General features: G+C 58.7%; 23 protein-coding genes. 20 read left to right on the top strand and 3 right to left on the bottom strand.

Annotated features, from left to right (window positions below; all coding sequences use genetic code 11):
• Positions 1-66 precede the first annotated feature (66 nt).
• From MESAU_RS24635 to rfbD, 16 genes are all read left to right on the top strand, one after another.
• The gene (locus tag MESAU_RS24635) at positions 67-879 is read left to right on the top strand and encodes a class I SAM-dependent methyltransferase (protein WP_041163501.1); all 813 of its coding nucleotides are present in this window, start codon (positions 67-69) and stop codon (positions 877-879) included.
• A gap of 129 nt (positions 880-1,008) precedes the next feature.
• The gene (locus MESAU_RS24630) at positions 1,009-2,253 is read left to right on the top strand and encodes a hypothetical protein (protein WP_157163669.1); all 1,245 of its coding nucleotides are present in this window, start codon (positions 1,009-1,011) and stop codon (positions 2,251-2,253) included.
• The gene (locus MESAU_RS24625; RefSeq protein ID WP_083883086.1) at positions 2,177-3,592 is read left to right on the top strand and encodes a lipopolysaccharide biosynthesis protein; all 1,416 of its coding nucleotides are present in this window, start codon (positions 2,177-2,179) and stop codon (positions 3,590-3,592) included. Before MESAU_RS24630 ends, MESAU_RS24625 begins: the two co-directional genes overlap by 77 nt.
• A 176-nt stretch (positions 3,593-3,768) precedes the next feature.
• Positions 3,769-4,719: a glycosyltransferase family 4 protein gene (locus MESAU_RS31320; RefSeq protein WP_157163668.1), complete on the top strand. Its 951-nt coding sequence runs from the start codon at positions 3,769-3,771 to the stop codon at positions 4,717-4,719.
• Between the two features lie 34 nt (positions 4,720-4,753).
• The gene (locus tag MESAU_RS24615) at positions 4,754-5,881 is read left to right on the top strand and encodes a glycosyltransferase family 4 protein (protein ID WP_140717757.1); all 1,128 of its coding nucleotides are present in this window, start codon (positions 4,754-4,756) and stop codon (positions 5,879-5,881) included.
• Between the two features lie 425 nt (positions 5,882-6,306).
• On the top strand, positions 6,307-6,795 hold the full coding sequence (locus MESAU_RS24610; protein WP_015318732.1) for a hypothetical protein: 489 nt from the start codon (positions 6,307-6,309) through the stop codon (positions 6,793-6,795).
• Positions 6,796-7,105: 310 nt separating this feature from the next.
• Entirely contained in the window at positions 7,106-7,426 is a 321-nt protein-coding gene (locus MESAU_RS24605; RefSeq protein WP_157163667.1) for a hypothetical protein, read from the top strand.
• 125 nt (positions 7,427-7,551) lie between these two features.
• Positions 7,552-8,364 (top strand): tyrosine-protein phosphatase, encoded by an 813-nt coding sequence (locus MESAU_RS24600; protein WP_015318730.1) that lies wholly within the window; start codon positions 7,552-7,554, stop codon positions 8,362-8,364.
• Positions 8,365-8,396: 32 nt separating this feature from the next.
• A complete protein-coding gene (locus MESAU_RS24595) occupies positions 8,397-9,134 on the top strand; it encodes a polysaccharide biosynthesis/export family protein (protein ID WP_245262898.1) in 738 nt (245 codons plus the stop codon).
• 45 nt (positions 9,135-9,179) lie between these two features.
• The gene (locus MESAU_RS24590) at positions 9,180-11,558 is read left to right on the top strand and encodes a GumC family protein (RefSeq protein ID WP_015318728.1); all 2,379 of its coding nucleotides are present in this window, start codon (positions 9,180-9,182) and stop codon (positions 11,556-11,558) included.
• Positions 11,446-12,705, top strand: coding sequence for a tetratricopeptide repeat protein (locus tag MESAU_RS24585; protein WP_041163496.1), 1,260 nt, complete (start codon positions 11,446-11,448; stop codon positions 12,703-12,705). Before MESAU_RS24590 ends, MESAU_RS24585 begins: the two co-directional genes overlap by 113 nt.
• A gap of 65 nt (positions 12,706-12,770) precedes the next feature.
• Positions 12,771-14,042 carry an O-antigen ligase family protein gene (locus MESAU_RS24580; RefSeq protein ID WP_157163666.1) on the top strand — a complete coding sequence of 424 codons (1,272 nt, stop codon included), beginning with the start codon at positions 12,771-12,773 and terminating at the stop codon, positions 14,040-14,042.
• A 152-nt stretch (positions 14,043-14,194) separates the two neighbouring features.
• Positions 14,195-15,076 (top strand): glucose-1-phosphate thymidylyltransferase RfbA, encoded by an 882-nt coding sequence (rfbA, locus tag MESAU_RS24575; RefSeq protein ID WP_015318725.1) that lies wholly within the window; start codon positions 14,195-14,197, stop codon positions 15,074-15,076.
• Positions 15,077-15,631: a dTDP-4-dehydrorhamnose 3,5-epimerase gene (gene rfbC / locus MESAU_RS24570; protein WP_015318724.1), complete on the top strand. Its 555-nt coding sequence runs from the start codon at positions 15,077-15,079 to the stop codon at positions 15,629-15,631. It abuts the gene before it with no gap.
• Between the two features lie 25 nt (positions 15,632-15,656).
• Positions 15,657-16,727 carry a dTDP-glucose 4,6-dehydratase gene (gene rfbB / locus MESAU_RS24565; protein ID WP_015318723.1) on the top strand — a complete coding sequence of 357 codons (1,071 nt, stop codon included), beginning with the start codon at positions 15,657-15,659 and terminating at the stop codon, positions 16,725-16,727.
• Positions 16,724-17,623 (top strand): dTDP-4-dehydrorhamnose reductase, encoded by a 900-nt coding sequence (gene rfbD / locus MESAU_RS24560; RefSeq protein ID WP_015318722.1) that lies wholly within the window; start codon positions 16,724-16,726, stop codon positions 17,621-17,623. Before rfbB ends, rfbD begins: the two co-directional genes overlap by 4 nt.
• Positions 17,624-17,684: 61 nt before the next feature.
• Here the strand turns inward: rfbD and MESAU_RS24555 are convergent, their stop codons facing one another.
• Positions 17,685-18,803, bottom strand: a complete 1,119-nt coding sequence (locus MESAU_RS24555) for a glycosyltransferase (protein WP_015318721.1) — start codon at positions 18,801-18,803, stop codon at positions 17,685-17,687.
• A complete protein-coding gene (locus MESAU_RS24550; protein ID WP_015318720.1) occupies positions 18,800-19,924 on the bottom strand; it encodes a glycosyltransferase family 4 protein in 1,125 nt (374 codons plus the stop codon). The genes MESAU_RS24555 and MESAU_RS24550 overlap by 4 nt, the downstream gene beginning before the upstream one ends.
• Positions 19,925-20,096: 172 nt before the next feature.
• Here MESAU_RS24550 and MESAU_RS24545 point away from each other — a divergent pair, with 172 nt between their 5' ends.
• From MESAU_RS24545 to MESAU_RS24530, 4 genes are read left to right on the top strand one after another with little or no spacing between them, the layout of a single operon-like run.
• On the top strand, positions 20,097-21,143 hold the full coding sequence (locus tag MESAU_RS24545) for a glycosyltransferase family 2 protein (protein ID WP_224598170.1): 1,047 nt from the start codon (positions 20,097-20,099) through the stop codon (positions 21,141-21,143).
• Between the two features lie 4 nt (positions 21,144-21,147).
• Positions 21,148-21,789 carry a class I SAM-dependent methyltransferase gene (locus MESAU_RS24540; RefSeq protein ID WP_015318718.1) on the top strand — a complete coding sequence of 214 codons (642 nt, stop codon included), beginning with the start codon at positions 21,148-21,150 and terminating at the stop codon, positions 21,787-21,789.
• On the top strand, positions 21,750-22,673 hold the full coding sequence (locus tag MESAU_RS24535; protein ID WP_245262897.1) for a hypothetical protein: 924 nt from the start codon (positions 21,750-21,752) through the stop codon (positions 22,671-22,673). The genes MESAU_RS24540 and MESAU_RS24535 overlap by 40 nt, the downstream gene beginning before the upstream one ends.
• The gene (locus MESAU_RS24530; RefSeq protein WP_245262896.1) at positions 22,660-23,742 is read left to right on the top strand and encodes an FkbM family methyltransferase; all 1,083 of its coding nucleotides are present in this window, start codon (positions 22,660-22,662) and stop codon (positions 23,740-23,742) included. Before MESAU_RS24535 ends, MESAU_RS24530 begins: the two co-directional genes overlap by 14 nt.
• Positions 23,743-23,784: 42 nt before the next feature.
• Here MESAU_RS24530 and MESAU_RS24525 read toward each other — a convergent pair whose 3' ends face one another.
• Complete coding sequence (locus tag MESAU_RS24525; RefSeq protein WP_015318715.1) at positions 23,785-26,040, bottom strand: hypothetical protein; 2,256 nt, start codon at positions 26,038-26,040, stop codon at positions 23,785-23,787.
• Positions 26,041-26,048: the final 8 nt, after the last annotated feature.

Below are 26,048 nucleotides of genomic sequence, written 5' to 3'. Positions count from 1 at the left end.
AAACGACCAGGAACAGACAATTATATGTTAAGCTCGCGAGTCATCAGGCAGACGGTGGGGATTGTCATGTTGGAAACCGACAAGCTGTTCGCGGGCTCAATTCCGGAAAACTACGACCGCTACATGGTGCCTTTGATCTTTGAGCCGTTCGCTGCGGATATCGCGCGGCGAGCAGCGGCCCTATCGCCCGGCGCGGTCCTGGAAATCGCCGCGGGCACCGGGGTCGTCACCCGCGCATTGGCGCCAAGACTGTCGCCCGACGCAAGCTATGTCGTGACCGACCTAAACCAGCCGATGCTCGACTACGCTGCTTCGCGACAAACTCCTGATAGCCGCATCGAGTGGCGCCAAGCGGATGCGATGGCGCTGCCATTTGAAGATGCGGCCTTCGATCTTGTCTGTTGTCAGTTCGGTGCGATGTTCTTTCCGAACCGCACGTCTGCTTATCGCGAAGCCAGGCGGGTCCTGAAGCCCGGCGGACGGTTTTTGTTCAATGTATGGGATCGCATCGAGGAGAATGTGTTCGCCGATGACGTGACCAACGCTCTGGCACGGATCTTTCCCGACGATCCCCCGCGCTTCCTGGCACGCACGCCGCACGGCTATCACGACAAGGTGCTGATCCGTCGCGACCTAGAGGATGCAGGCTTTTCTCGAGTGGTGATCGAGACGAGAGCCGAACAGAGCCGCGCATCCTCGCCACGCCTTCCGGCCGTTGCCTACTGTCAAGGCACTGTTCTTCGCACCGAAATCGAGGCCAGGGAAGCTGGAAAACTGGAAGCTGCAACCGATTACGCGGCATCCGCCATCGCAGACCGACACGGCAGCGGTGAAGTCGCCGCCAAAATTCAGGCCCATGTAATCATGGCCGAGGTCTAGGTGTCGGCAGGCCCGTTCCGCACGACATGTCGCCCGCCGTACCGCACTCGGATGGCATTCGGAGGGCCGCAGACACCAGCCGGATTTGTGAGCCGCCGGGCGTGAGGATATTGGGAGCTAGGCAATAGGGTGAAGGCGCGGGACGTCAGAAGAGATTACCTGGTTTCACCCTTTGCGCTTACGCCGCAAATGCTTTTGCTTATATCGAGCCTACTTTATTTTGTTCCATTTCTTGCCGGCGGCTTTCAGTACGTTGACGTTGGCGGAAGGAAGTATGATTTTACATATGATTTGGGCACGGGGTATGCCATCGCCGTTTCCATGGTTTGCATCGCCGCAGCGATGGTTGGCTTCGTTCCGAGACGCCAGAGTTTCGAAATTGAGGGAGATAGCCAAGGAGAGTCGTTGATAATAATCGCGATGATCATTATTTTCGGCGGAATTTCGATTGCGAACCCGGCACTTTTCTCCGCGTCTAAGGCGGATGTTTTATCGTCAACTGGTCGGTTTCAGTATATATTTTACAATGCTTGTATCATCGGCGTGGTCTTTGGGGCTCTGTCTGGATGGAGGAAATCCAAGCTTGTTATGGCCCTGAGCTGGCTAGGACTAATTTTAACGCTCTATATTGGGCATAGATCCTCAGCTGCGATAACTATCCTATCTTTACTGTATGTAAGATACAGGAATGTTCCGTTGATGATGATAAGAAAACGGTATGTCATTGGCGGGCTTTCAGCATTATTTTTTCTGGCAGTGTACAAGTCGGTCTACTCCGCGGTGAAGGCGGGGAATTTCGAGCTTGTCGGCCAAAAAATAAAGTTCGACCATTTGTCAGATTCCACCCTTGTCGGGTTGGAGCAGTTCGTGACATTGGCTCATTTGGACCTTGTCGTAAAATATAACTACACCTTGCCTTGTTCCAATCTCTGGTTGGTGCCGCTTTCTTTCATTCCATTTTCGGATGCGGTCTTCGGCAAGGATGGCTGTACTTACAACGAGCAGGTCCAGCCGCTGCTTTTTCCGGGCTACAGTGGCGGTGTGGCGGCAAATATCTGGGCGGAGTTCTATGCAAATTTCGGATACGCCGGATTTCCGCTGCTCGTCATTATTCTTTCCCTGGTCTGTGTCGCCATCGAAGCAATAATCCGCAACGTGCGCAGCGCGACGCTCAAGTCTGGTCTGATCGTGGCGATCATCCACCTCACATTCTACATCCAGCGCAAGGAACTGCTTGGCGCGTTCATCTCCGCCAAGCGGGTCATCCTTGTGTCGCTTTTCATATTCGGGCTGGTGTATGTCCATCGAAAGTGCTTCCCGCAAGCGCCTGCGATGGAAGCGGGAGTGCGGGGCCTGCGCCGGGACCATGGCTGAGGACATGACGGCGATAGCCAAACCTTCTGGATGGATACGCGCGCGCAGGGTCGCTCGGGACGTCACCATGACCACATCCTCAAGTGGAGTGGCGGCTTTGTGTTCCGTCATCGCGTTGGCGCTCAATGCACGCTCGCTCGGCCCCGGAGATTTTGGCACCCTCGCCGTAATCCAGGCCTATGTCACGTTCATCTCCGGCCTCGCTACGTTTGAGAGTTGGCAGCCTGTCATCAGGCTGTCCGCCAGGTCCCGCTCGCGCCTTGGCCGGGCAGCTTCATGCGGGATCGCGCTCGACGTTTCGGCGGCCGTTGTCGCCACTGCGGTGGCGGTTGGTGGGGTCCTGCTGTTTGGGGAGTCGATCGGCGTATCCCACCAGGATCGGCTTCTGGCGCTGATCTATAGTCTCACCTTGCTGGCCAGCCTCGCGGGCACCCCCAAAGGCGTGCTTCGCCTGAATGGGCGGTACGACGTCATTGCCGGCAATCAACTCGCCCAGGGGGCTGCCGTGGTTGTTGCCTCGCTCGTCCTTTGGGCCATCGAAGCGCCTCTGATCGCCTATGTGGCTGTGTTGGCGGCGATCGGTGCGCTCTACAATCTGGCGCTGTTCGTCCGGCTGCTTGTCTATGCCCGACGCGAGAACATCAAACTATTCAATCCGCTTCGTTCCCGTTCCAGGCGGCGTTTCTTTTGGACATTCCTTGTCATGGCCACCGGGACCAGTGTGCTGTCGACCCTGGTGAGTGCTAGACGACATGTAGCCTTGTTCCTTGTCGCCGGTCTTTTAGGAGATGTTGCCGCCGGCGCCTATTCCGTGGCGTCGCGTCTGGCGACGATGATGTCCCGGCTGACTGGGCCCTTGAACCAGGTGATCTTTCCCGAACTCGCGAGACTGTCCAACGAAGAATCTCCGTCCCGCCTAAACAGGCTGAACGCCCGCATCACGATGGTCTCGGCATGTGTCGCCGCGGGCATGGCGGCGGGCGGTGTCGTGCTGCAAAAATTCATCGTGGTTCTGGCCGCCGGTTCGGCCTATGCCGATGCCTCGCTGCTTTTCGCTATCTTGTTCGCGGCCGAGTGTCTCGGCCTGGCCGGAATGCATTTCAATCCTTTGATCCAGGTTCTGGCCGGAACAAAACCGCTTCTCAAGATCATGGCGTCGGCATTCATCGTCTACCTGCCGCTTTCGTTCGTCCTGTCGGGGTGGATCGGAATTCCGGGTATCGCCTGGGCCGGTCTGATCGCATCGGCGCTGGTCTACACGGCAATGATGGTGGTTTCGCAATTATTGCTGAAAAAGCAGATCCGAATCACGGAAAATATCCCAGGTCTGACAGTTTGAGATACTTGTTTTGCCTACCAAGATACCACACCAATGTTGTGCCTTGGGTGCGCATACTGACCTCGGCCGGGCATCACGTTGCAATCGACGTCGTCGAAACAGGGGCAACGGAGAATTACACACTTGTTTCTCCCAATGTAGTGGCACCATCGGCGCTGTCACGAAGAGTTATGCACATGGGTCCGAGCGATATCCCAAACTCGCCCTTTTCCTTTCCCGGTCTTGTTTCCTACTGGAGACATCTTCGGGTCGAGAATCCCGATGTGGTGATCGTGCGCGGCGTGACGCGATGGTTCTGCAGGGTCGCCGCGTTGTGTGCGATTTTGCAAGGCCGCAAGCTGGTTATCTACGATCAGGAGGATGTCAGGCCTCAGGCATGGAGCGGCACATGGATCCGCAGAGCTGTCTTTCGGCAACTCGGGATTGCGCACTTCACGTCACGGCTCCCGTCGAATCCTGGCTCCGTCGGTGCGGGAGGCGCCATGCCCCTGCCATTCGGAAATCCCTTCGAGCCGATCCGGATCGGAGCGCTGCGAGGCAGGCCGTTGCATTCGCCGCCCCGAATCCTGATGGTGGCAAAATACCGGGAGCGAAAGGGGCACAGTTTGCTTCTGAGGGCACTGGCGGTGATCTCGGCGTCCACACCATTCTCCATAACATTGTGCGGCGAGGAGGCGACACATTCCGACGCGGCTTTTTGTGAGGCCTTGCGGCAAGAGGCCCAAGCGCTTGGACTGGCGGACAGACTTCGGTTTCAAAACAACATAGCTCATGACAGGATGATCTCGATCTATGCCAGCCATGATCTCTTGATATTGCCCTCGCGTACGGAACCTGCCGCGGTATCTCCCGTCGAGGCCGCCTGGGCGGGATGTGCCGTATTGATGTCGCGCGACAGCGGCACGAGGCATTACCTCCCTCCGGGGTCCGGGTTCGACTTTGACCCAGACGACCCGCAAGACATCGCTCGCGCGGTTGCCGGGCTTATTGCCGGGCCCGAGGACCTGCGGCTTGCAAGGGATGCATGTTTCATGCGCATTTCTTCAGTTGCCGATGATGACGTGATCTTGCGGTTGTTCGAGACTTTTGGGACTGGAACCGTGCGGACGCGCGCGTCGATGAGCTGAAGGACATCCGGAGGGGCGGGGAGTGGGGTCCGAGGTGGGAAGGAAGATTGTCATCTCGATCAACACGTCCTGGAACGTGGTCAATTTCCGCAAGGGCCTGATCGAGGCGTTGCGGCGGCGCGGCTATGATGTCGTCGTCGTCGCGCCGAGGGACGAGTATTCATCCTTGATCCCAGGGATGGGTTGCCGCCACGTCGACATCGAAATCGACAATTCCGGCACCTCGCCTGTTCGCGACCTTGCGCTTCTGTGGCGCTACTGGCTTATCCTGCGCCGCGAGAAGCCGCTGGCGTTCGTAGGCTTCACCATCAAGCCCAACGTGTTCGGCTCGATGGCTGCAAACCTGAATGGCATTCCGGTCATAAACAATGTTTCAGGGCTCGGCACTGTCTTCCTCCAGGGCGGCCTTCTCCAGGGAATCGCCAAAGCCCTTTATCGCCTGGCGCTGGCCCGTTCGAAGGTGGTCTTCTTTCAGAACGACGACGACCGGATGCTGTTCGTCGGCGCGCGCATCGTGCGCAAGGAACGGACCGCGCTGCTGCCCGGCTCAGGCGTCGATCTCGCGCGCTTCTCGCCGTCGCCGCGCCAGCGCGCGCCGTCCGGTGCCATCGTATTTCTGCTGGTGGCTAGGCTGCTATGGGACAAGGGTGTCGGTGAGTTCATCGAGGCTGCCCGCCTCGTCCGTCGCCAAGCGCCTGCGGTGCGCTTCCAACTCCTTGGCTTTCTCGATGTCGAGAACCGAACCGCGGTCAGCCGCGCCGAAATCGAGCAATGGGTCGACGAGGGTTTGGTCGAGTATCTCGGTGCCACCGACGACGTTCGCCCTTTCCTGGACGCTGCCGATTGTGTCGTCCTGCCTTCCTACAGGGAGGGTACCCCACGCTCACTGCTCGAGGCGGCCGCGATGGGCAAACCTCTGATCGCCACGGACGTGCCCGGTTGCAAGGAGGTGGTGGACCATGCCGTCAACGGTTTCCTTTGCAAGGTCAGGGATGCCAGCGACCTGTCGGCACGGATGATCGATTTCGTGACGATGGACGGCCACTCCAGGGACGCGATGGGGAACGAGAGCCGGAAAAAGGTTGAACGGCAGTTTTCGGAAACGATCGTCGTCGAGAGCTACATGCATCAGATAGAGAAGCTTACGGCTGCCGCAACGTGATGAGCGGCCATCGCCGGCCGTGAGCCGGCTGACACCGGATCTATTTCCGTCTTAGCGGCCGATCGCCGGGGCTTCATGAGCCGCTGCCAGTCCACGATTGTCCGACCAGGCGCAAGCTGCCGTGGCTGCATCGGTGATGGTGAACCACCTTCCCGTTCGCCAAGTCTGATCAGGAGCGCTCGCGCGCAGTCACGGAGCAAAGGATATCTCAATTGTTTTTCGGGTAATCTGAAATTCGCCGGCGATAATCAGAACTTTTCATGCGCTATTGCTAAATGGTGAGCTCCCAAAGGCACGAGGCAAGTCAAAATTCTAGCGCCGGCGCGAAACAGGTTGGAATTGTGGCAAAAAACTGTTACGCGCTGATGTCATAAACTTTTGATTTGCAAGTTCCAAGGAGCGGCTTCGAGAGAAGGGCAAAACGAATGAATCTCATCGTCAGAACCGTGGTGGTTGGATTTGTTGTTTCCGTCGGTTTCGGTTCCGCTTCCGCATTTGCTCAGAAAGCATCTTGCAGTTGCGCGACTGCCTATCATGGTGCGTCAAATCCGGTTGGATCCATTGTTTCCGTCAATGGCGATGTGATGGTGTCGCAGGCCGCCGGCTACGGCCCGGCCAAGGCAGGAAATATGCTTGATTCCGGCAGTCGTGTGGTGGTCGGCGCCAAGGGGTCGGCGTCCGTGGCCGTTGGCGGCTGCAACCTGGATGTGCCGGCGAGTTCGAGCCTGGATGTCTCTCGCGTCGAGGGCAACATCTGCCTCAAGCTGGTTGGCTCCGAGCAGACCGCCGCCATCCAGCAGTCTGGCGGAGCGGTCGGCGGTTTCGGTCCGCCCGAGGGAATTTTTTCTGGTGCGCTTCTTGCGACCGGCGTGCTTGCGGCTACGCAGGACGACGACAGCGCTGTCAGCCGTTGAAGGCTGTGGCCCATTGCCGTGATTGGCCGCGGCGCGCCGATAGTGTCTTTAGATGGGTTCGTTAACTATATTGCATTAGTAGTTGTTGAAATAGTGTGGGCGATCCTGGCGGGGAATAGCTGGTTTCGATGGGGCGGAAATGACGGGTCGAGTTGGAGTTGTTATTGCTTTTGTAGCGCTCGCAGCGGGAAATGTTTTGTTTGCCGGGTCCGCGGCTTTCGCACAGGCAGCGCAGTGTTCCTGCCTTGCGGCCATACCGGTTTCGGGAAGTGTGGTCGGCCAGTTGACCAACGTCCAGGGTGACGTGCGGATGTCACAGGCTGGCGGTTATACCGGTGTGAATGGCGAGGCGCCGGTCTATTCGGGCGCACGCATCATGACGGGGGCGCAAGCTTCGGCTTCCCTGGTTGTGGGCACCAATTGCGCGTTCAACGTTCCGGCGAATGTGACCGTCCAGATCGACCCTGTCGAGGGCGGTATGTGCGTGTCGTTCGATGCACCGCAAGCCGCTGTCGTGCCGGCCGGTTCCGAGCCCGGCGTTTTGCCGGTTCTCCTCGGTGCCGGTGCGATTGGCGGTGGCGCGGCCCTTCTTCTCGGCCTGCAGGATGACGATGACGCCGTCAGCCGCTAGTCGGTCCCCAGCGTTCCTGTTCTGCGTAAGCTTGTGAAATGCGTCATTCGCCGCCATGCGGGTGATGCGTTTGTATTTTGTCGAGGCAGCGGCGTCGCTTTGCCTCCATGCAGACAGAAACGCCAATGATTGACCTGCATTCCCATATTCTGCCTGGTCTCGACGATGGCTCTTCCAGTCTGGCTGAATCGCTCGAAATGGCGCGGCTGGCAGCGGCTGATGGGACAACGCATATGGTGTGCACCCCGCACGTCATGCCCGGCGTCTATGAGAACGGCACGACAAATATTGCCCAGGCAGTCGAGGCGCTGGTCAGGGAACTTGCTTGCGCCAGCATCCCGCTTGTCCTCTACGTCGGCGCCGACGTTCATGTTTCGCCTGATCTTCCCGACCGGCTGAAGCTCGGCAAAGTGCCGACGTTGAACGGATCGCGCTATTTCCTCTTTGAGCCACCGCATCACGTCTTGCCGCCGCGGCTCGAGGATCTCGCTTCCCGCCTCGTTGGCGCGGGCTATATTCCGATCCTGACCCATCCTGAACGGTTGACCTGGATCAAATCGAACTATGACGTAGTCGAGCGATTGAACGCATTGGGCTGCCTTATCCAGCTCACGGCGGATTCGGTCGTAGGAGCCTTTGGCCGGACCGCTCTCTACTACTCGGAAAAGCTGCTCGACGAAGGCAGGGTGGACATCATCGCATCCGATGCGCACGGCCCGTCGAGGCGTCGGCCGGGGCTTTCCCAGGCGGTGGTCGCCATCGCAAATCGGTGCGGCGAAGATGAAGCCTACAATATGGCGGTGAAACGCCCGGGCGCGATATTGCAGAATCAGCTGCTCGCGCCCATTGGAAAAGTGAGCACCAAGAAATTGTATGCCGGCAGCGCGAGCCGTTTCGGCGGATTGGGTCGGCTGTTCAAGAGCGGGTCTCTGGGATGAACATTTTTGATCGTGCCAGAAACAATGCAGGTATGCCGACGCTGGCCGCGTTGCTTGCACTCTCTGCTTGCGCGAGCTCTTCTTCGACATCATCGACGGCCTCCGTCGAAGCGTTGCAACCGACATCGTCTTCGACGGCCCTTGCCGGCGGTGGTGCGCTGCAGGTGGTGAAAGACCTGCCAGCGCCGCAAAACACGCAAAATGGCAGCGAGCAGCCGCTGTCCGCCAACGACGTGCTCGAAGTCAGCGTCTTCCAGGTCGATAATTTGAACAGGACCGTTCAGGTCGATGCCAGCGGCCAGATTTCCCTTCCGCTCATTGGCGCGATGACCGCGGCCGGCAAGACCGTTCGTCAGCTCGAGAAGGAAATCGAGACCGCGTACGGCGCAAAATATCTGCAATCGCCTGACGTGACGATTTTCGTGAAGGAATCGGTAGGCCAGCGCATTACGGTCGACGGCGAAGTCGACAGGGCAGGCATCTATCCGGTGTCCAGCAGCGCTTCCCTGCTGGATGCGATCGCGCTCGCCGGAGGATTCAATGCTGTCGGCGACGCCGGCAAGGTCTTCGTCTATCGCAATTTTGGCCAGAGCAGGCTGGTCGCCAACTACAATGTCGAGGAAATTCGCGCAGGCAAGAATCGCAACCCGCGCATCTACGGCGGCGACGTGATCGTCGTTTTCGCTTCGAAGTCGAAAATCGCGATGAACAATCTCAAGGACGCGTTGGGTCTCGCCTCGAGCGCGGCCCGCATTGCGGTCATTCCATAAGACAGGCACGGCCGGCCCACGGACAAACCAGGATGACTTTGCGCCATGCTCGATCGCAACAGGCAGCCCCAAATTGCCGGTCCCGGACATGGCCAAGCCCTGTCCGCGGATCTTTATTACGATGGGGCGCAGAATTATAGCCCGTATGGCCGTGACTATGCCGCCCAGGACGAGGGCTTCAATCCGCTCCGTTTGCTGTTCTATGTCATCCAGTATCGCTGGCTGATCGTCATGATGGCCGTGGCGGGCCTCGTCGCCGGTGTCATTGTGACGATGATGCAGACACCCAAATATCAAGCGACGACGCAGCTGGAGGTTCTGGTCCCTTCGGCAAAGGTCTTCCAGGACATTGAGGTGGTTTCCGAAAACAGTGACGTCCGGGCGTTTCTGACCGCCCGGGAGAAATTGAAGAGCAGGGCCTTGGCGCAGCGCGTGGTCTTTCAACTGGGCCTAGCCGAAAAGCCGGACTTCCTGTTTCCGACTCCGAGTTTTTCAATAGGCAACATCTTCTACCGCGCCTTGGGAATTTCCAAATCGCTCTCGATCCAGGAAAAGACGCCCGAAGAGCGGGAAGGCATGGCGATCAAGCGCGTCCTCGATGACCTCACGGTCAATCTGGTGACGAACACCAGCCTGCTGTCGATCACCTTCGTCGACCAGAAGCCGAAATATGCGAGCGATGTCGCCAATCAGGTCGCCCAGAGCTTCATCGATCAACGTCTCGACCAGACCAGCGAGACGTCGGATCTGGCAAGGCAGTTCATTCAGGAGCAGGTCCTGCAGGTCAAACAGAAGCTGCAGAAGTCCGAGGAGGAACTGGTCGCCTATGCCAAGGATGCCGGCATTACCGTCACCGGCGGCGACAAATCGCTGATCGGGTCAAACATCGAGGCCCTCAACACGGCACTCGCGACCGCAATCCAGGAGCGTCTCGATGCCGGGCGGATGGTGGATCAGGTGGACAAGGGGCGTGGCGCCAGTCTCGGTCCGGTTCTGGAGAGCGAAGGCCTGCAGAAGCTCAGTGAAAAGCTCGCGGACCTCACAAGCCAATACCAGCAGAAATTAGGCATCCTGAAACCTGGCTTTCCAGAAATGCAGCAGTTGCAGTCGCAGATCAAGGAACTGCAGCGGCTCTACAACAATGGCGTGCTGGCGATAACCGACTCGCTACGGTTGAAATTTCAGGAAGCGCAGAACAAGGAAGCCGACCTCAAGGCCAAGCTCACGGAGCTGGAAAAGCAGCAGATCGTCTTCAACGACAAGAACATCAAATACACCATCCTCAAGCGCGAGGTCGATTCCAACCGGTCGCAGTATGACGGCCTGATCGCCAAGCTGAACGAAGTCGGCGTGAGTTCTGAGCTGAAGACGCAAAGCGCTGCCGTTGTCGATTTCGCGACCCGGCCCTTGAGCCCTTATTCTCCTCGCCTCAGCATCAATCTTGCAATAGCCCTGGCGCTGTTCATGGCCTTGAGTGCGTCGATCATCTACATCGTCGAATTGCTCAACAACACCTTCACAAATCCGGAGCAGATCGAAAAAGAGCTCGGATTGGCCATGCTCGGCATCTTGCCGCTCGTCGACGACCGGGAACTCATAGCCAGCATAGCCGATCAGAAGTCGGGGCTTTCGGAGGCCTATCGTTCGTTGCGGACGTCGCTGCAATTCTCAGGAGCGGAAGGGGCGCCGCGTTCGCTGCTGGTGACCAGCTCCGAACCGTCGGAGGGTAAATCGACCACATCGTTCAAGCTTGGCCAGGATTTTGCCGCTCTCGGCGCAAAGGTTCTGCTTGTCGACGGTGATTTGCGCAAACCCAATCTGCATCGGCTGTTCGGCCTCGACAACGCGATCGGCTTGAGCAATCTCCTGACAAACACCGTTCGCAAGGAAGATCTGGCCGGTATCTTCAGAGCGACGAAATATCCCAATGTGACTGTTCTGACATCGGGGACGATACCGCCGAACCCGGCGGACCTGCTCTCTTCGCCCAAAATGGCGCTGATCATCACCAATCTCGGCAAGCGCTTCGATCTGGTCATCATCGATGCGCCGCCCGTCGTTGGCCTTTCGGATGCGCCGATCCTCGGCCGGCTTGCCGAAGGCACGCTGATGGTGATTTCCACCAACCAGGTAACCCGCAAATCCGCCAAAACGGCTCTGAAGCGTCTACGAGCAGCCGGAGCGAATGTCATCGGGGCAGCGATGTCGAAATTCCAGGTGAACAAGTTCGACTACAACTACGCCTACAAATACATGAATTCCCAGTATTACGAATACGGCACGAATATCCCGAAAATCGAGGGCAAAGTCGATGGTGGAGCAGGCCAGCCCGCGCATGCAAAGTCTCCTGCGTTCAGGCGTTTGGTTCGTCGCCTCCGTTCTGGTGTTGATGGCTTCGTCGACCGGGCTAAGTCGTCTTCTTGAGACGGGAACGCCAAGCGTCTCTCTCGCGCTGGATCCGTTGAACGTAGATGCTTTGATAGGCGAGATCGCCGGCGAACTGAACCAGACGAACGACGGTGCCGATCTCGACGGGTTGGCCGCAAAGGCCCGGAATGCGCTTCGCTTCAACGTCGCGGATGCACGCCTCTATAGCCTGATCGGTGAGATCAAGTATCGCCAGGGCGAGAAGGACCAGGCGTTCGAACTCTTTGATCGGGCTCGAATGCTGTCCAAGACCGAAATACACGCATTGCAGAGATCCATCGATCGCTCCGTCGAGACGGGCAACCTGGTAAGGGCTGTAGCCGAGATCGATATCTTGCTGCGTCGGTGGCCTGATCAATTTTCAACCGTGGCCGCCGGTTGGCCGGCCATTCTCGCCAATCCCGAAGGGTACGGGGCCGTGCTCGCCGCCATCCGGGCGGAGGCGCCATGGCGGGGCAAGCTTTTTTCGACCCTTGGCCAGAACCCCCAGGGTTTGGCAGCCGCAAACCAACTGTTGCTCGATCTCGCGGGGTCCCCGACGTCTCCAACGTCCAACGAATTGTCGGCCGTGATCGATGGCTACATCAAGCAAAGGCAATATGACCCGGCCTATCGGCTGTTTCTCTTCAGCCTGTCCGACGAGGAACGGAAACTGGGCGGCTACATTTTCAACGGCGGCTTCGAACCGGTCCACAGCGGCAAACCATTCGACTGGGTGATACACGACCGGTCGGGTATGGAGATCACCTTCGCCGGATCGCGGGATGCAGGTGAAAGCGACAGCGGAGCGACGATTCGATTTCTGAACACGCCCGTCAAGAACGCGGCGCTTCAGCAATTTATCGAACTTCCTCCTGGCTCCTACAGGATTTCCCTGAACGCTTCGGCCACGAATCTCAAACTGCCGAAGGAATTGTTCTGGTCTCTCAGATGCGTCGCTCCCTCACACGAGATCGCGCGCTTCAACATACCGGAAGGCACCTTCAACAGGCGAAGCCTGAGCCTGGACTTCACGGTTGGGCCGGCGGCGTGCCCGATGCAGTTGCTGAGACTGGAAACGGCCGCGATCGCACAGAGTTGGCGGTTTCGGTATGTCGGGACGTTGGTCATGCACAAATTGAGCATCGAAAGTGTATCGTCGTGAGAGAACGGTCGCGACAGCCCACGCAGTGGGATAAATATCTTCTTGGCTCGGTGCTCTTTCTATCGATGCTGATTGGTGGCGGCACCGCGAGCGGTCTGTACACCGAGACGCTGATCGAGATTGCGGCGGTCATCTCCGCCGCGGCGATCCTCTCGAGGCCGTCGCAACAGGCAATTCCCCGCGCCGTGTTGTGGTTGCTTGCTCTCGTGGTTGCGGTGTTCTGTTTTCAGGTCGTGCCGCTGCCCGGCGCCCTGCTCGAGGGGGTGCGGCCCGCGGTGCTGCTTGCGGATCCATGGCTGGATGGCGAAAGCCGGTTGCGCTTCGTCAGCGTCGGAGTGGGGCGCACCATCGAGTGCATGCTCTATTTTGTCGCGGCCGCGGCGTTCTTCCTCGCCGTCCTGCGCCTGCGCGCTGAGCAGGTCCACGGTCTTCTGCCGTTCTTTTTCATGGGGGTGATCTGCAATGGCCTGGCGGCGGCGATCCAGTATTCGCTCTCCGATACCGTTGCCATCGAGGGACTGCTGCCGTTTACCATCAATGCGGGTCTCTTTGCCAACCAGAACCACTTCTCGGCCTTGCTCTTCGTCTCGATCCCCTTCGTGGTTTATTATGGCTTGTTCCGCGGCCACCTTCTTTCAGGAGCGCTCGGTCTAGTAACCCTCCTGCTGCTGCTTCTGGCCGCCGGTTCGCGGGCCGGCATTTTGATCGGGCTGGCGATCACCGCCATCTCCGTTGTCTTCCTGTCCGCGCGCTCGAGGGTTGGTGGTTATGGCATCCTCGCGGTTTTCATCGGTCTTTCGATCTACACGATCGGCGCGTGGGCAAAGATCGATGCCAAAGTGGTCGACCCGGCCTTTGGACGAGCCGAATTCGCACGGACCACGATTGAGGGAATTGAACAGAATTGGACCACCGGTGTCGGATTTGGTGCTTTTCAGAAGGTTTACCAGATCCATGAAAAAGGCAGCATGATCTTCAAGTCTTATGTCAATCACGCGCACAACGATTATCTGGAATTGGCGTTGGAGGGCGGTTTGCCGGCTATCCTGCTGATGGTTGCCTATGCGGTGCTGCTGTCCGCATCGTCAGCTAGAATTCGCGGAGAACCGTTGCAGAAGGCGGCCTTTCTGTCGCTGGCTTTTCTGCTCGTTCATTCCCTCGTCGATTATCCCTTGCGAACCGCCGCCCTTGCGATGACGTTTGCCTGTTTGAACGGTATTGTCTTTCACCGCGGTTTTGCCGATCGGCTCGACCAGAGGGATGAACCGGGCAAGGCCAGCCGCCGTGACGAGGACAATCTGCTTGTCCCGGCCAAGGCATCGGCCTTGCCAAGGTAGAACCAGGTGGGTTCGGCCGAAGCGGGAGGCGCCGGTAGACCGGTATCGAACCCAGCCGATGCGTTTGTTGCTTGCCGCGATTGACAAGCCAATGCATGAAACCTAAGCACAGGCCCTGAGGGGAGGGACTTAGGCATGGCAAGGAGAGCTTCTTGAAAGGAATCATCCTTGCTGGAGGCAGCGGAACGCGTCTTTATCCGTTGACCTTGGCAGTCTCTAAGCAAATACTCCCAATATACGACAAGCCCATGATCTATTATCCGCTGAGCGTTTTGATGCTCGCCGGAATCCGCGAGATTTTGGTCATTTCCACGCCACGGGATCTGCCGGTTTTCCGCGATCTGCTAGGCAACGGATCGGAATTTGGGCTTGAGCTGACCTATGCCGAGCAGCCGCATCCCAATGGTCTGGCGGAAGCCTTCATCATCGGCCGTGATTTCATTGGTGCGGATAGCGTATCGATGATCCTGGGCGACAACATTTATTTTGGCGATGGGTTGTCGAAGCTTTGCCGCACGGCGGCATCGCGTGAAAGCGGCGCTTCGGTGTTCGCCTATCATGTCGAGGATCCCGAGCGCTATGGCGTGGTGTCTTTCGACAAGGCGACCGGAACCGCGCTGACGATCGAGGAAAAGCCACAAAAGCCGAAGTCCAACTGGGCCGTCACGGGTCTCTATTTCTACGACAACGATGTTGTTGAAATCGCCTCGACGATCCGGCCCTCGGCGAGAGGCGAGCTCGAAATCACGGCGGTCAACAATGCCTATCTCGAGCGTGGCCAGTTGCAGGTGCATCGGCTGGGACGCGGTTATGCCTGGCTCGACACAGGCACCCATGACAGCCTGGATGACGCTTCTTCGTTCGTGCGCACAATCGAACGCCGCCAAGGCATCAAGGTTGCCTGTCCGGAGGAAATCGCCTTCGAACAAGGGTGGCTGAGCGCTGACGAGGTGTTGCAGCGTGCAGCTCGCCTGGGAAGGAACGAATACGCCGCCTATCTACGCCGACGTGTCGTCGAGCTGTCGGAGGGCTAAATGCTCGAGGTGAGATCCCTTGGCATCGAAGGTCTGCTGGAAATCATTCCCAAACGCCATGGGGACGCGCGCGGTTTCTTCATGGAAACCTACAATGCCGAGCGTTTTTCGCAGGCCGGCATCGACCTGGTTTTCGTGCAGGACAACCACTCCTATTCCGCCGCCGCGGGCGTGCTGCGCGGGCTCCATTACCAGCTAGCGCCGCGTGCCCAGGACAAGCTGCTGCGGGTGATCCGCGGCAGCATTCTCGATGTCGCCGTCGACATCCGCCGCGCCTCGAAGACCTTCGGAAAATGGGTCCCCCTCGAAGTGTCGGCGCAAAAAGGCAACCAGATCCTGGTGCCCAGGGGCTTCGCGCACGGCTTCGTCACGCTCGTGCCCGACACCGAGGTGCTGTACAAGGTGACCGACACCTATTCGCCCGAGCACGACCGGTCGATCCGTTTCGACGATCCTGCCATCGATATCGAGTGGCCGTCGCTGGCCGGCGGCTTCCAGCTTTCGGACAAGGACCTCAAGGCGCCGCTGCTCGCCGTCGCCGAGGTATTCGCCTGATGGGTGTTTGCGTGAGGACTGCGGTATGAATTTTCTGGTGACGGGCGGTGCCGGCTTCATCGGCTCGGCGGTGTGCCGGCATTTGTGCGCCAACCCGGCCTACCGGGTGACCAATCTCGACAAGCTGACCTATGCGGGTAATCTGGCGTCGCTGCGGCCGATCGAGAACGCCGATAATTACAGCTTCGCCCAGGCCGATATTTGTGACGAGAGGGCGGTGCTCGACCTTCTGCGCCGGCACGACATCGACATCGTCATGAACCTGGCCGCCGAAAGCCATGTCGACCGCTCGATCGACGGACCGGGCGCCTTCATCGAGACCAACATCGTCGGCACCTACAAGATCCTCAACGCCGCGCTGGAATACTGGCGTGGCCTGTCCGAGGACAGGAAAAGCCGCTTCCGCTTCCATCACGTCTCCACCGACGAGGTGTTCGGCGACCTGTCTTTCGACGGCGGCATGTTCGTCGAGGAGACGCCCTACGCGCCGTCCTCGCCCTATTCCGCCTCGAAGGCGGCCTCGGACCATCTGGTGCGCGCCTGGCACGAGACCTACGGCCTGCCGGTCGTGCTTTCCAACTGTTCGAACAATTACGGCCCCTATCATTTTCCCGAGAAGCTGATCCCCCTCGTCATCCTCAACGCGCTCGACGAAAAGCCGCTGCCGGTCTATGGCGCCGGCGCCAATGTGCGCGACTGGCTGTTCGTCGAGGATCACGCGCGCGCCCTGGAACTCGTCGCCACGAAAGGGCAACCGGGCGAGAGCTACAATGTCGGCGGCAATTCGGAACGCACCAACCTTGCCGTCGTCGAGACGATCTGCGACCTGCTCGACACCAGGCGTCCGCGCGCCGGCGGCAGGCGCTATCGCGAGCTGATCTCCTTCGTCACCGACCGTCCCGGCCACGACCGCCGCTACGCCATCGACGCCACCAAGATAAGCCGCGAGCTCGGCTGGACACCCAGGGAGAATTTCGACAGCGGCCTTGCCAGGACCGTGGACTGGTTCCTCGACAACGAATGGTGGTGGGGGCCGATCCGCGAACAGCGCTATGCCGGCGAAAGACTGGGCGAAGCCCGCAAGGTGGGCGCGTGAGGCTGCTTGTCACCGGACGCGACGGCCAGGTCGCGGCAAGCCTGCTCGCGGCCGGCCAGGCGCGCGCGGGCGTGGAGGTCGTCGCCATCGGTCGCCCGGAGCTTGACCTGGCATGGCCCGACACCATCATCGACGCCATCGCGGGCGCCAAGCCTGATATCGTCGTATCCGCTGCCGCCTACACCGCCGTCGACCAGGCCGAGGACGAGCCCGATCTGGCCTTTGCGGTGAACGCGACCGGTGCCGGCAAGGTGGCGGAGGCCGCGGCGAGGCTGGGCGTGCCGGTCATCCATCTTTCGACCGACTATGTCTTCGATGGAACCAAGGCCGATGCCTATATCGAAACCGACCCGACGGCGCCGCTCGGTGTCTACGGCGCCTCCAAGCTAGCCGGCGAGCAGGCGGTGGCATCAGCCAATCCGCGCCACCTGATCCTGCGCACCGCCTGGGTCTACAGTCCGTTTGGCAAGAATTTCGTGAAAACCATGCTGCGGCTCGCCGCCGACCGCGATGAGATTTCGGTGGTATCAGATCAATGGGGAAATCCCACATCCGCGCTTGATGTCGCCGACGCGATCCTGCATGCGGCCACCATGCTGCACCGCAACAAGGACTTCGCCGGGTTCGGCATCTGTCATCTGGCCGGCAGTGGCGAGACCAACTGGAGCGGCTTCGCCGGTCATATCCTCGACACAAGCCTGAAGTTTGGTGGTCCCTGGGCGCGGGTAGGGGATATCACGACGATGGACTACCCAACCAAGGCGCGCCGCCCCGCCAACTCTCGGCTATCGAGCGCGAAATTTGGCGCGGCATTCGGATGGACGGCGCCGGACTGGCAGAAGTCGGCCCGAGAAGTGGTCCATCGTCTCGTAAGCGGGGGCTCCAACGGCCCCTAACTGCATGACCAAGCAGCGGCCGGTGGAGGGATTCACTGGCTGCCGCGGCGCAAAGCCGCCTTCAGCGGCGGCCACTATCGAGCTGGCGGTAGAGATCGGCATAGGCCCTTCCCATCCTGTCGGCTGTAAAGAGCCTGATGTAGCGATCACGGGCAGCTTGCCCCCAATTCGCTGCTTCGACGGGCGAATCGACGATCTGGTTGATGGCTTCGGCCAGGTGTGCTGGATTTGAAGACGGAACGACTAGCCCCGTCTCGCCGGCTTTGTTCACATAACTTGTTCCCGTTCCAATTTCGCACGAAATCATCGGTTTGCCGCACATGGCAGCCTCCACCAGTGAAAGCCCGTAGGCTTCCGACCTCTGGTTAGACGGAAAAACGAAGCCGAGGCAGTTGCGCAGCAGAGCCATCTTATGCTGCTCCGTGACCTCGCCGAGAAACATCACATTGTTGCGGCGCAACGTCTTGGCCTGAAGCTTGAGGCTCTCCTCGATAGGCCCCGACCCGGCAATAACGATCTTGCACCTGATCCTGTCGGCTGCCTCAATCAGCACGTCCAGCCCCTTGTAATAGCGCAAGACGCCGACGAATAGCACGAAAGGCTCCGCCACAGCCGCTTGGCACCAGCTGTTGTCGGCTTCGGTCGGCGTGGGATAAGCCGTTTCATCTATGCCGATGGGAATGATCGTCGATTTGCCCCCCAAGGCTCTGAGAACGGGGCTCGATTTCAAATAGTCCGGAGACGTCGCGACGATAGCGTCGACGTCCTTCAGGAAGCGCAGCATCAGCGGTCGATAAAGAGGCAGGATGAGTTTCTGTTTGACGATATCGGAATGGTAAGTGACGACCGTCGGTTTGCCGTGACGGGCGTGAAAATGCACGATGTCCATGAACGGCCATGGAAAATGGTAATGTATCAGGTCGGCATTTTTGGCGAGCGCTCTGAATTCCCGAAAGACCTCGCGTGAAAAACCGGTCGATGCCAGCTCGAAATCCAGTTTCGCCTTGCGGGCCATATGCCCATCGAAAGCCCGTGTGTTCTCGCCAGGGATTCGGCTCAACGAAAGCACTTCGGTTTCGATGCCGTGGCGCGCCGTGCTTTGCGCGATGGCATGGATCGTCCGCTCCACGCCGCCAAACGTATCCGGCCAGTAGGTCTTGAAGAAGTGCAGGACTTTCAAACGCGGGTCTTCCGTCTTTGCTCGATGGCCTGCTCAAAAATTTGCAGCATGCCCTTGGCGTGGTTCTCCCAGGTGAAGCGCCCGGCATTTTTCTTCGCATCCGCGGCGATCCCGTTCCGGAATTCCGCATCGGTACAGAGGCGACTGAATGCAGCGGCAATTGCCGCAGGATCTTCCGGATCGACGAGCACGGCATTGTTTCCCGCCACTTCAGGCATTGACGAGGTGTTCGACGTCAGCACCGGTTTGCCGAAAGATTGTGCCTCGACGATTGGAAAGCCGAACCCCTCGTAAAGCGATGGCATCGCCAGAAAGAGGCAATTCGAATAGAGCGTGGCGAGCGTCGCGTCATCGACGAAGCCGGTAAACTTGATATTCGTCCCAAGTGCGCCGTCGCGCACGTCGTCGGCCAGGCCCGTTTGCTTCCAGCCCTTGCCGCCGACGATAACCAGGTCGCAGCGCGACCGGGCGCTCTGCGGCAGGAGGCCATAGGCCTTAATCAGGTTGCCGAGGTTCTTTCGCGGCTCGAGCGTGCCGACAAAAAGGGCGTAGGGCTTGGTGATGCCGAGAGGCGCCAAACTCGAAAAATCGCTCGGAGCCGGCAGCGCGGTTGTGCCGGGTGCGACCGTCTTGATCGGCGATTTCAGCCAGGGGAACTCGGCGGCCAGGGCGGTGGCCGTTGCTGTCGAATCCGCGACCACGACATCAGCGGTTTTCAGCGCAGGCTTCATCATCAAGCGGTCGCCCAGCCAGGTCCGGGTCCGCATGGTCTGCGCGGCATACAGCCAGACGAGGTCGTGAATCGTGACCACCCGCCCGATGCGGCCGTCCAGGATGAAGGGCAGACGATGGGACGGCCCCCACACGACATCCACCCGATCGCGCAAGGCCCAGGAGGGCAGGATTGCCTGTCCCCAGAACGCCCTCGCGTAGGGACCATTGAAGTTGGCGACCTGGACGGAAACGCCAGGCGGAATATCGTAACTCGCATTGATCTTGCTCGGCGCATAGACAAACACATCGGCGCCGAGCGCCACCAGCGCTTTGACCGAATTGTGCACGAACCTGCCAATCCCATCGGTGGCTGATCCGAGATTCCTGCCGTCGATCCCGATTTTCAATCGTCTCTCCGGAAGCGAATTAGGCAAAGAATGCCGGACATTTTTGCGGCGATAGCAGGACAACGCTGCGAGGGATGATCATGCGGCAGATCATTATGAAGCAACGCTAATATACATTTCGCAGGTTCCGTGGTTCGAAATGGGAAATACGGTTTTCCCGAGGAAAAATCATTTGCGCCTCCGCCCGATGGTGGTAGACGCACGGAGTGTCAGGATCCAATTCGAGAGTACGCCGCTGCCAAAGCTGATTATCCAGATTCCTTGCTATAACGAAGCCGAGACGCTTGCGACAGCGCTGAGTGATCTGCCGCGGACCGTCACCGGGTTTGACAGCGTCGAATGGCTGGTCATCGATGACGGCAGCAGCGACGAGACGGTGAGGGTCGCCGAGGAAAACGGCGTAAACCACATTGTGCGTCATACCAGCAACCGCGGTCTCGCCTATGCCTTCATGACCGGCATCGAAGCTTGCCTCGCGCGCGGCGCCGACGTGATTGTCAACACCGATGCGGACAACCAGTATCGCGCCGCCGACATTCCGGCGATCACCAGGCCGGTGCTGGAGGGGCGTGCGGATATGGTCGTGGGCGCGCGGCCGATATCGGAGATAGAGCACTTCTCCCCGGTGAAGAAGCTTCTGCAGAAGTTGGGCAGCTGGGTCGTGCGGGTGACCAGCGGCACTGATGTGCGGGATGCCCCGAGCGGCTTTCGCGCGATCTCGAAAAACGCGGCCCAGCGCCTGATCGTGTTCAACAACTATACCTATACGCTGGAAACCATCATCCAGGCCGGGCGCAAGAACATGCGCGTGGTCTCGGTTCCGATCCGAGTCAATGGTGATTTGCGGCCGTCAAGGTTGGTGAAGAGCATTCCTTCCTATCTGAAGCGCTCCATCTTCACGATCATACGTATCTTCGTCATTTACCAGCCGGCTCGGTTTTTCGGCTGGATCGCGGCTATCCTCTTCAGCCTTGGTTTTTTGCTCGGCCTGCGCTTCCTTTATTTCTATTTGACCGAAGGGGTTAGCGGCCATATTCAGTCGGTGGTCCTGGCGGGCGTGCTGATGACGATGGGTTTCCAGTCCCTTCTCGTCGCCTTTCTGGCCGACGTGATCGCCGCCAACCGCAAGCTTCTCGAAGACATTCGTTATACGCAGCGTTCCACGCAGGGAGAGAATGGCAACTACGCAGAAGCCCGCTTCAGCAGGAAAGCAGGATAGGAAGATGAAGGTAGCTGGCGGGCAGGCGGAAGACGGTATCGTCATAGGCAACACCTATGACAAATATGGCACGCGCAACCCGATCGCCCGCCGGATGGTGCAAGGTTTCGAAGCGGCATTGTCCAGCTTGGTGACTAAGGTGAGGCCCGCTACTATTCACGAAGTCGGATGCGGAGAAGGCTATTGGGTCATGCGCTGGCTGGAGCAGGGTATCGACGCGCGAGGCACCGATTTCTCTGCCCAAGTCATCGGAATGGCAAAGGAGAACGCGCGCGGAAAGGATATTGACCACCGGCGTTTCGCTGTCCGCAGTATTTATGAGGTGGCCCCTGAACCAGACAGCGCCGATCTCATCGTATGTTGCGAAGTAATGGAGCATCTCGAGGAGCCGCGGAAGGCATTGCAAGCGCTGGAGCGTATCGTCAGGTCGGACCTGATCCTCAGCGTACCCCGGGAGCCGATCTGGCGTGTCCTGAACTTGGCGCGCGGGAAATACATCTCGGCCTTGGGCAACACGCCCGGCCATCTGCAGCACTGGTCGCAGCGCGGCATCGTCGCGCTGGCTTCAGAGTTTTTCGATGTGGTCGAGGTTCTGTCTCCGCTGCCATGGACCATGATGCACTGCAAGCCGAAGAAAAGGCATTGATCGTGGCGCTTGGCCCTCGTGCCAAGACCTGGCTCAATCGCATTGGAGCCTTCCTGGGGTTGGCCGGTGTTGTTTTCGTAGGGATCAGACTCCAGGGGTACACCGGCGAGATCGATTTTCGCCGCATGGGAGCAGCCAGCTACACCGCCATTATAGCCTTGGCCGGCGTCTATGGAGTGTCGAACCTGCTGCTTGCTCTCGGCTGGCGACATCTTCTGCACCACCTTGGTGCTCCCGTCTCGCGGCCTTGGGCGATTCGCACCTATGCCATTTCGCAACTCGCCAAATATGTTCCCGGCAATATCTTTCAATTTGCAGGACGGCAGGCGATCGGCGTGGCGGCCGGCATCGGCAACGGACCGCTCGTCAAGTCGACCGCCTATGAAGTGGCGGCCCTCATTGTCGGCGGACTTCTCTTTTCGCCGCTTGTGTTGCCGCTGGTCGTGACCGGTTTGCCGGATTGGTTCGGCTGGGTTTCGTTCGTCGCGGCAGTAGCTATCGCGTTTTGGCTGATTGGCCATCTCGGCGGTGCCGCTTTTTGCCACGCCGCGATCTGCTATTTCGGGTTTCTCGGGCTTTCGGGCCTGGTCTTCGTCGCAGTCTTCGACCTTGCAGGTGGAGCTCGCGAATTCGCGCTCTACCCGGCAATCGCTGGAGCATATATCTTGGCCTGGCTTTTGGGGCTTCTAACTCCGGGTGCGCCGGCCGGGCTCGGCGTCAGGGAGGCGGTACTGCTCTTTCTGCTTGGAGGGCTCAGCTCGAGCCCAGTCATTTTGCTGGCGGTGGTGATCGGGCGAGCGGTCACTATCCTGGGCGACCTTCTCTTTTTCGCCGGCGGGCAGGTCGCCCGTCGCTCTTATTGGATAACCAATGAACGAGACTGACGGAACGCAGCAGATCGTTAGGTCCTGCTGGACATCGAGTTTAATCCCGGAGGCGTTAACAATGCTCAAGACCGCTGCGCTCAGAATACCGCAGATTAGGAGGCTGTGGCAGGATCGTGCCAGTCTTTTGGCACAACGCGATGCCCTGCTTCGGGAAAACCAGCAGTTGCGAGCGTCCGGAGAACCGGGATCGGGTAGCGTATTCTTCCACTATAACTGCAGCTTCGATGCAATAGGCGCCATGAATAGCCATGCGCGGAGCGACCTGCAGGCGCACCCATCCTATGTCACGAACTTTCTCGGCGTCAAAGTTTCGCCCCGGTTCTTCCCGGGCATTCTCGGCGGCAAGGCGGGAACCGTCGAGCCGATACCGATCCCAGCCAATTGGCACGCCGACATAGCGGAATGGGCGGCTGCACTGAGGGCCGTCGATCTCGCCTCGGGTCGCTTTCGTGTGGTGGAACTGGGATGTGGCTGGGGATGCTGGCTGAACAACACAGGCGTCGCCGCACGCAACCGGGGACTGGAGGTAGAGTTGATCGGCATCGAGGGGGACAGTGAGCATGTCGCCTATGCTCACGAGGCGATGGCGACCAACGGCTTTTCGGAAAAGGAGTTCAGCATCATCCATGGTGTCGCCGCGCCCAGGAAGGGAGTGGCACTCTTTCCGATAGTCGAAAATCCGGGCGCCTCCTGGGGCTCGGAGCCTATCCTGGAAGCGTCGGCGGCACAGATTAAGGAAGCCTCGACGTCAGGTCAGTATCAGCAACTTGACGCCGTCCCGCTGGTCGAGATCGTCAAAGGCGAGCCAGTTGACCTCCTGCACATCGATATCCAGGGCGGCGAGGCAGACTTTGTCGAAGCAGCAATCAGTGACCTCAATAAATTCGTTCGCTACATCGTCATCGGCACGCATTCCCGCCAGATCGAGGGACGCATCATGACCGCCCTCCTGAATGAGGGCTGGAAGCTCGAAATGGAGCGCCCGGCGATCATTGAATTAGTTGATGGACGCCCCCGGATTTCCGTTGATGGGGTCCAAGGTTGGCGGAATGCTTTCTCTATTTGACCCACGGATTTAACATAAGAATTTGCACGACGATTGCGTGCCTTATTTGACCACCGACAGAGATTGAAGGAGGATGCCGAGCATTCGAGTATCGAGACTCCCGTAAGATGCGGGAGAACGTAACTGATCAACGCGGAAATCCAACTGCCCATTCTTCGCCAAACCGGTTCGCGGAAGTTCGGCGGAAATCCAACCAGATACGTTGCAGTAATTGTGGCGTAACATCACTGTCGTTCCACTACTGATTTCGACTTCGGTGCAGGTATCTCCAGGGGCGAAGGCTGAAAATGTAACGCTCAACCTCCCTCCGTCCGGAATGTCGGTCACGTCGACCAGGATTGATGCCTGCTTTACGCGAGACCATGTCCCTGTCGGGTCGGGCGGGTACCAACCGCGTTCAACGAGATAGTTGTCGCCGACTTCCCCGCTCGCGAAGTTCACTGGTTTGTCCAGATCTATCGGCGGCATCGCGTTCCAGACAGATAAGGTGCCCGCCGGATCGAGACCGTGAGCAAGCCGGATAACGGCGTAGTGCTCCATAAAGTCCGCATCATACCGATCCTCGGCGTCGAGAGCTTTGGCGATCGATGAGAGTTCTTGTTCCCGCTCATTCGGTGCCGGCCAGTCGTAAGCAGACCACAGCAGACTGATATATGGGAGAACGACGGCATCGGCTTTGCCGCTCTCAAGAAACGCCTTCACTCTCATCGCGAACTCAGGCGTCACTTTTCCCTGTTCAAAGCCGGTCATCTCATCGGGCCAGTTGCTCATGGCGGACATGAGGTTCTTGTCTCCCCCCACATTGTAGGTTCGGATGTCTAGTTCGCTTGCGACATAATTGATGAGAAAGTCATTGCCGTAAGGCAGAAACGCGACCGTCTCCCCCCTATGAAAGTGCGGTTTCCACGATGCCACCTCAGTGGTCATCGCGTTAACTATGTCTCGAAAGCGTCGGTATTCGTGCAGTGGTGCGCGGCTGGGTATGTTGAGGACCAGCAAGATCACAATCAGAGCTGCCCTGGTATTCATCGACAGCTTGCCGCTTGCCAGCGTCAACACGAAGATAGCCCAACACCCGAACATTCCGAATGCCGTCCAGCGGTAACTGGCTCGCATGGTTCTGAAGCCGGGCAGATATTGAGAAATCCACCGATTCCCGGTTTCGAACCGTCCGTATGAAGCAGGCATCAGTTGGCTGGCGCCAGCAGGCCGGTAGGTTAGAAATTTTGCTGTTGGCCCGAGCGCCATATAGAACCCGACGATCGCAAATAAACCGAAGACCAATAGGTGGAACCTTCTCTCTCTGAGTGTGAGTGCGCCGTAAAGTGCTACGATCACGATCCCAGCGCAGAAGGTCGAAATGAACGTCGACGCATCCCCGAAAAAGTCATCCGGCGCCCGCGCTATGCTAAAACCCAGCAGGTCGGGGATCGCCAACACGTTCGATGTCGGTACGAAGAAGAATTCGAGGCTCGCGCCCCATCCTCGGAAAAAATCGATGGCTTGCGCGCCGAAGTCTGAAGTTCCCTCATAGAAGGCGTAAGCGGCATAGGATGCAGCAAACGTTAGAGTAATGATGAAGGCGCGGTAGAGCAGATCTATCTTTAGATCGCGACGGCGGCTGGCAAGCTCGCAGCCGAACGTCAAAGCGGTGCCGGAGGCAAACATCATGAACGTATAGCCGTCCATAAACACCGCCACAAAGGCAGCAGCAACAAAGGCAAGACACGACCACGCAGAGAGCCGGTCGATCGAAACCTTCATGGCCGTAAGATAATAGAACGGCAGCAGTGCGATCCCAAGCGCCAGCGTCGAGTAGCCATTATGCTGCCAGACAACCGGAAACGTGCACCATAACAAGGCGCTGAGTAATGATGCTGGTCGTCCAACCCCCACTGATCTCGCAAACCAGAATGCCCCTACAAAGGCAGTGGCAAGCCACATGGCGAACACCGCTGCATAAGCGTTGGCCGGGGATACCCCGACTTTCAACAGTATTGCCGCAGGAAGCGCCGCAGATAGGCCGAAGGATATTGCTGCCGGCTCAGGAAGCCCGAAATTATGCGCGTACAGAGATCCGTAATTTGCGAAAGACTTCGAGAAGCCGATAAGCCAGAACACCTGCAATGTCGTAGGGCTCATATAGCCCGGAATCGCTCCGTTCGCGACGAGGACCAGCGGAAAAAGGACAACTCCCGCCAGAAAGGTTCTCAGGCTGTTCGACATGCGCTCTTTAACTTTGCTTTTCGGATTGTCATGCTTCCAGATGGCATTAAAGGCCAGCCAGAGTAATGACATGCCAGTAG

Origin of the sequence: Mesorhizobium australicum WSM2073 (assembly GCF_000230995.2) — a bacterium.
Classification (GTDB): domain Bacteria; phylum Pseudomonadota; class Alphaproteobacteria; order Rhizobiales; family Rhizobiaceae; genus Mesorhizobium; species Mesorhizobium australicum.
The sequence above is the reverse complement of the archived record's forward strand: the minus strand, read 5'-3'. Positions and strand labels throughout refer to the sequence as shown.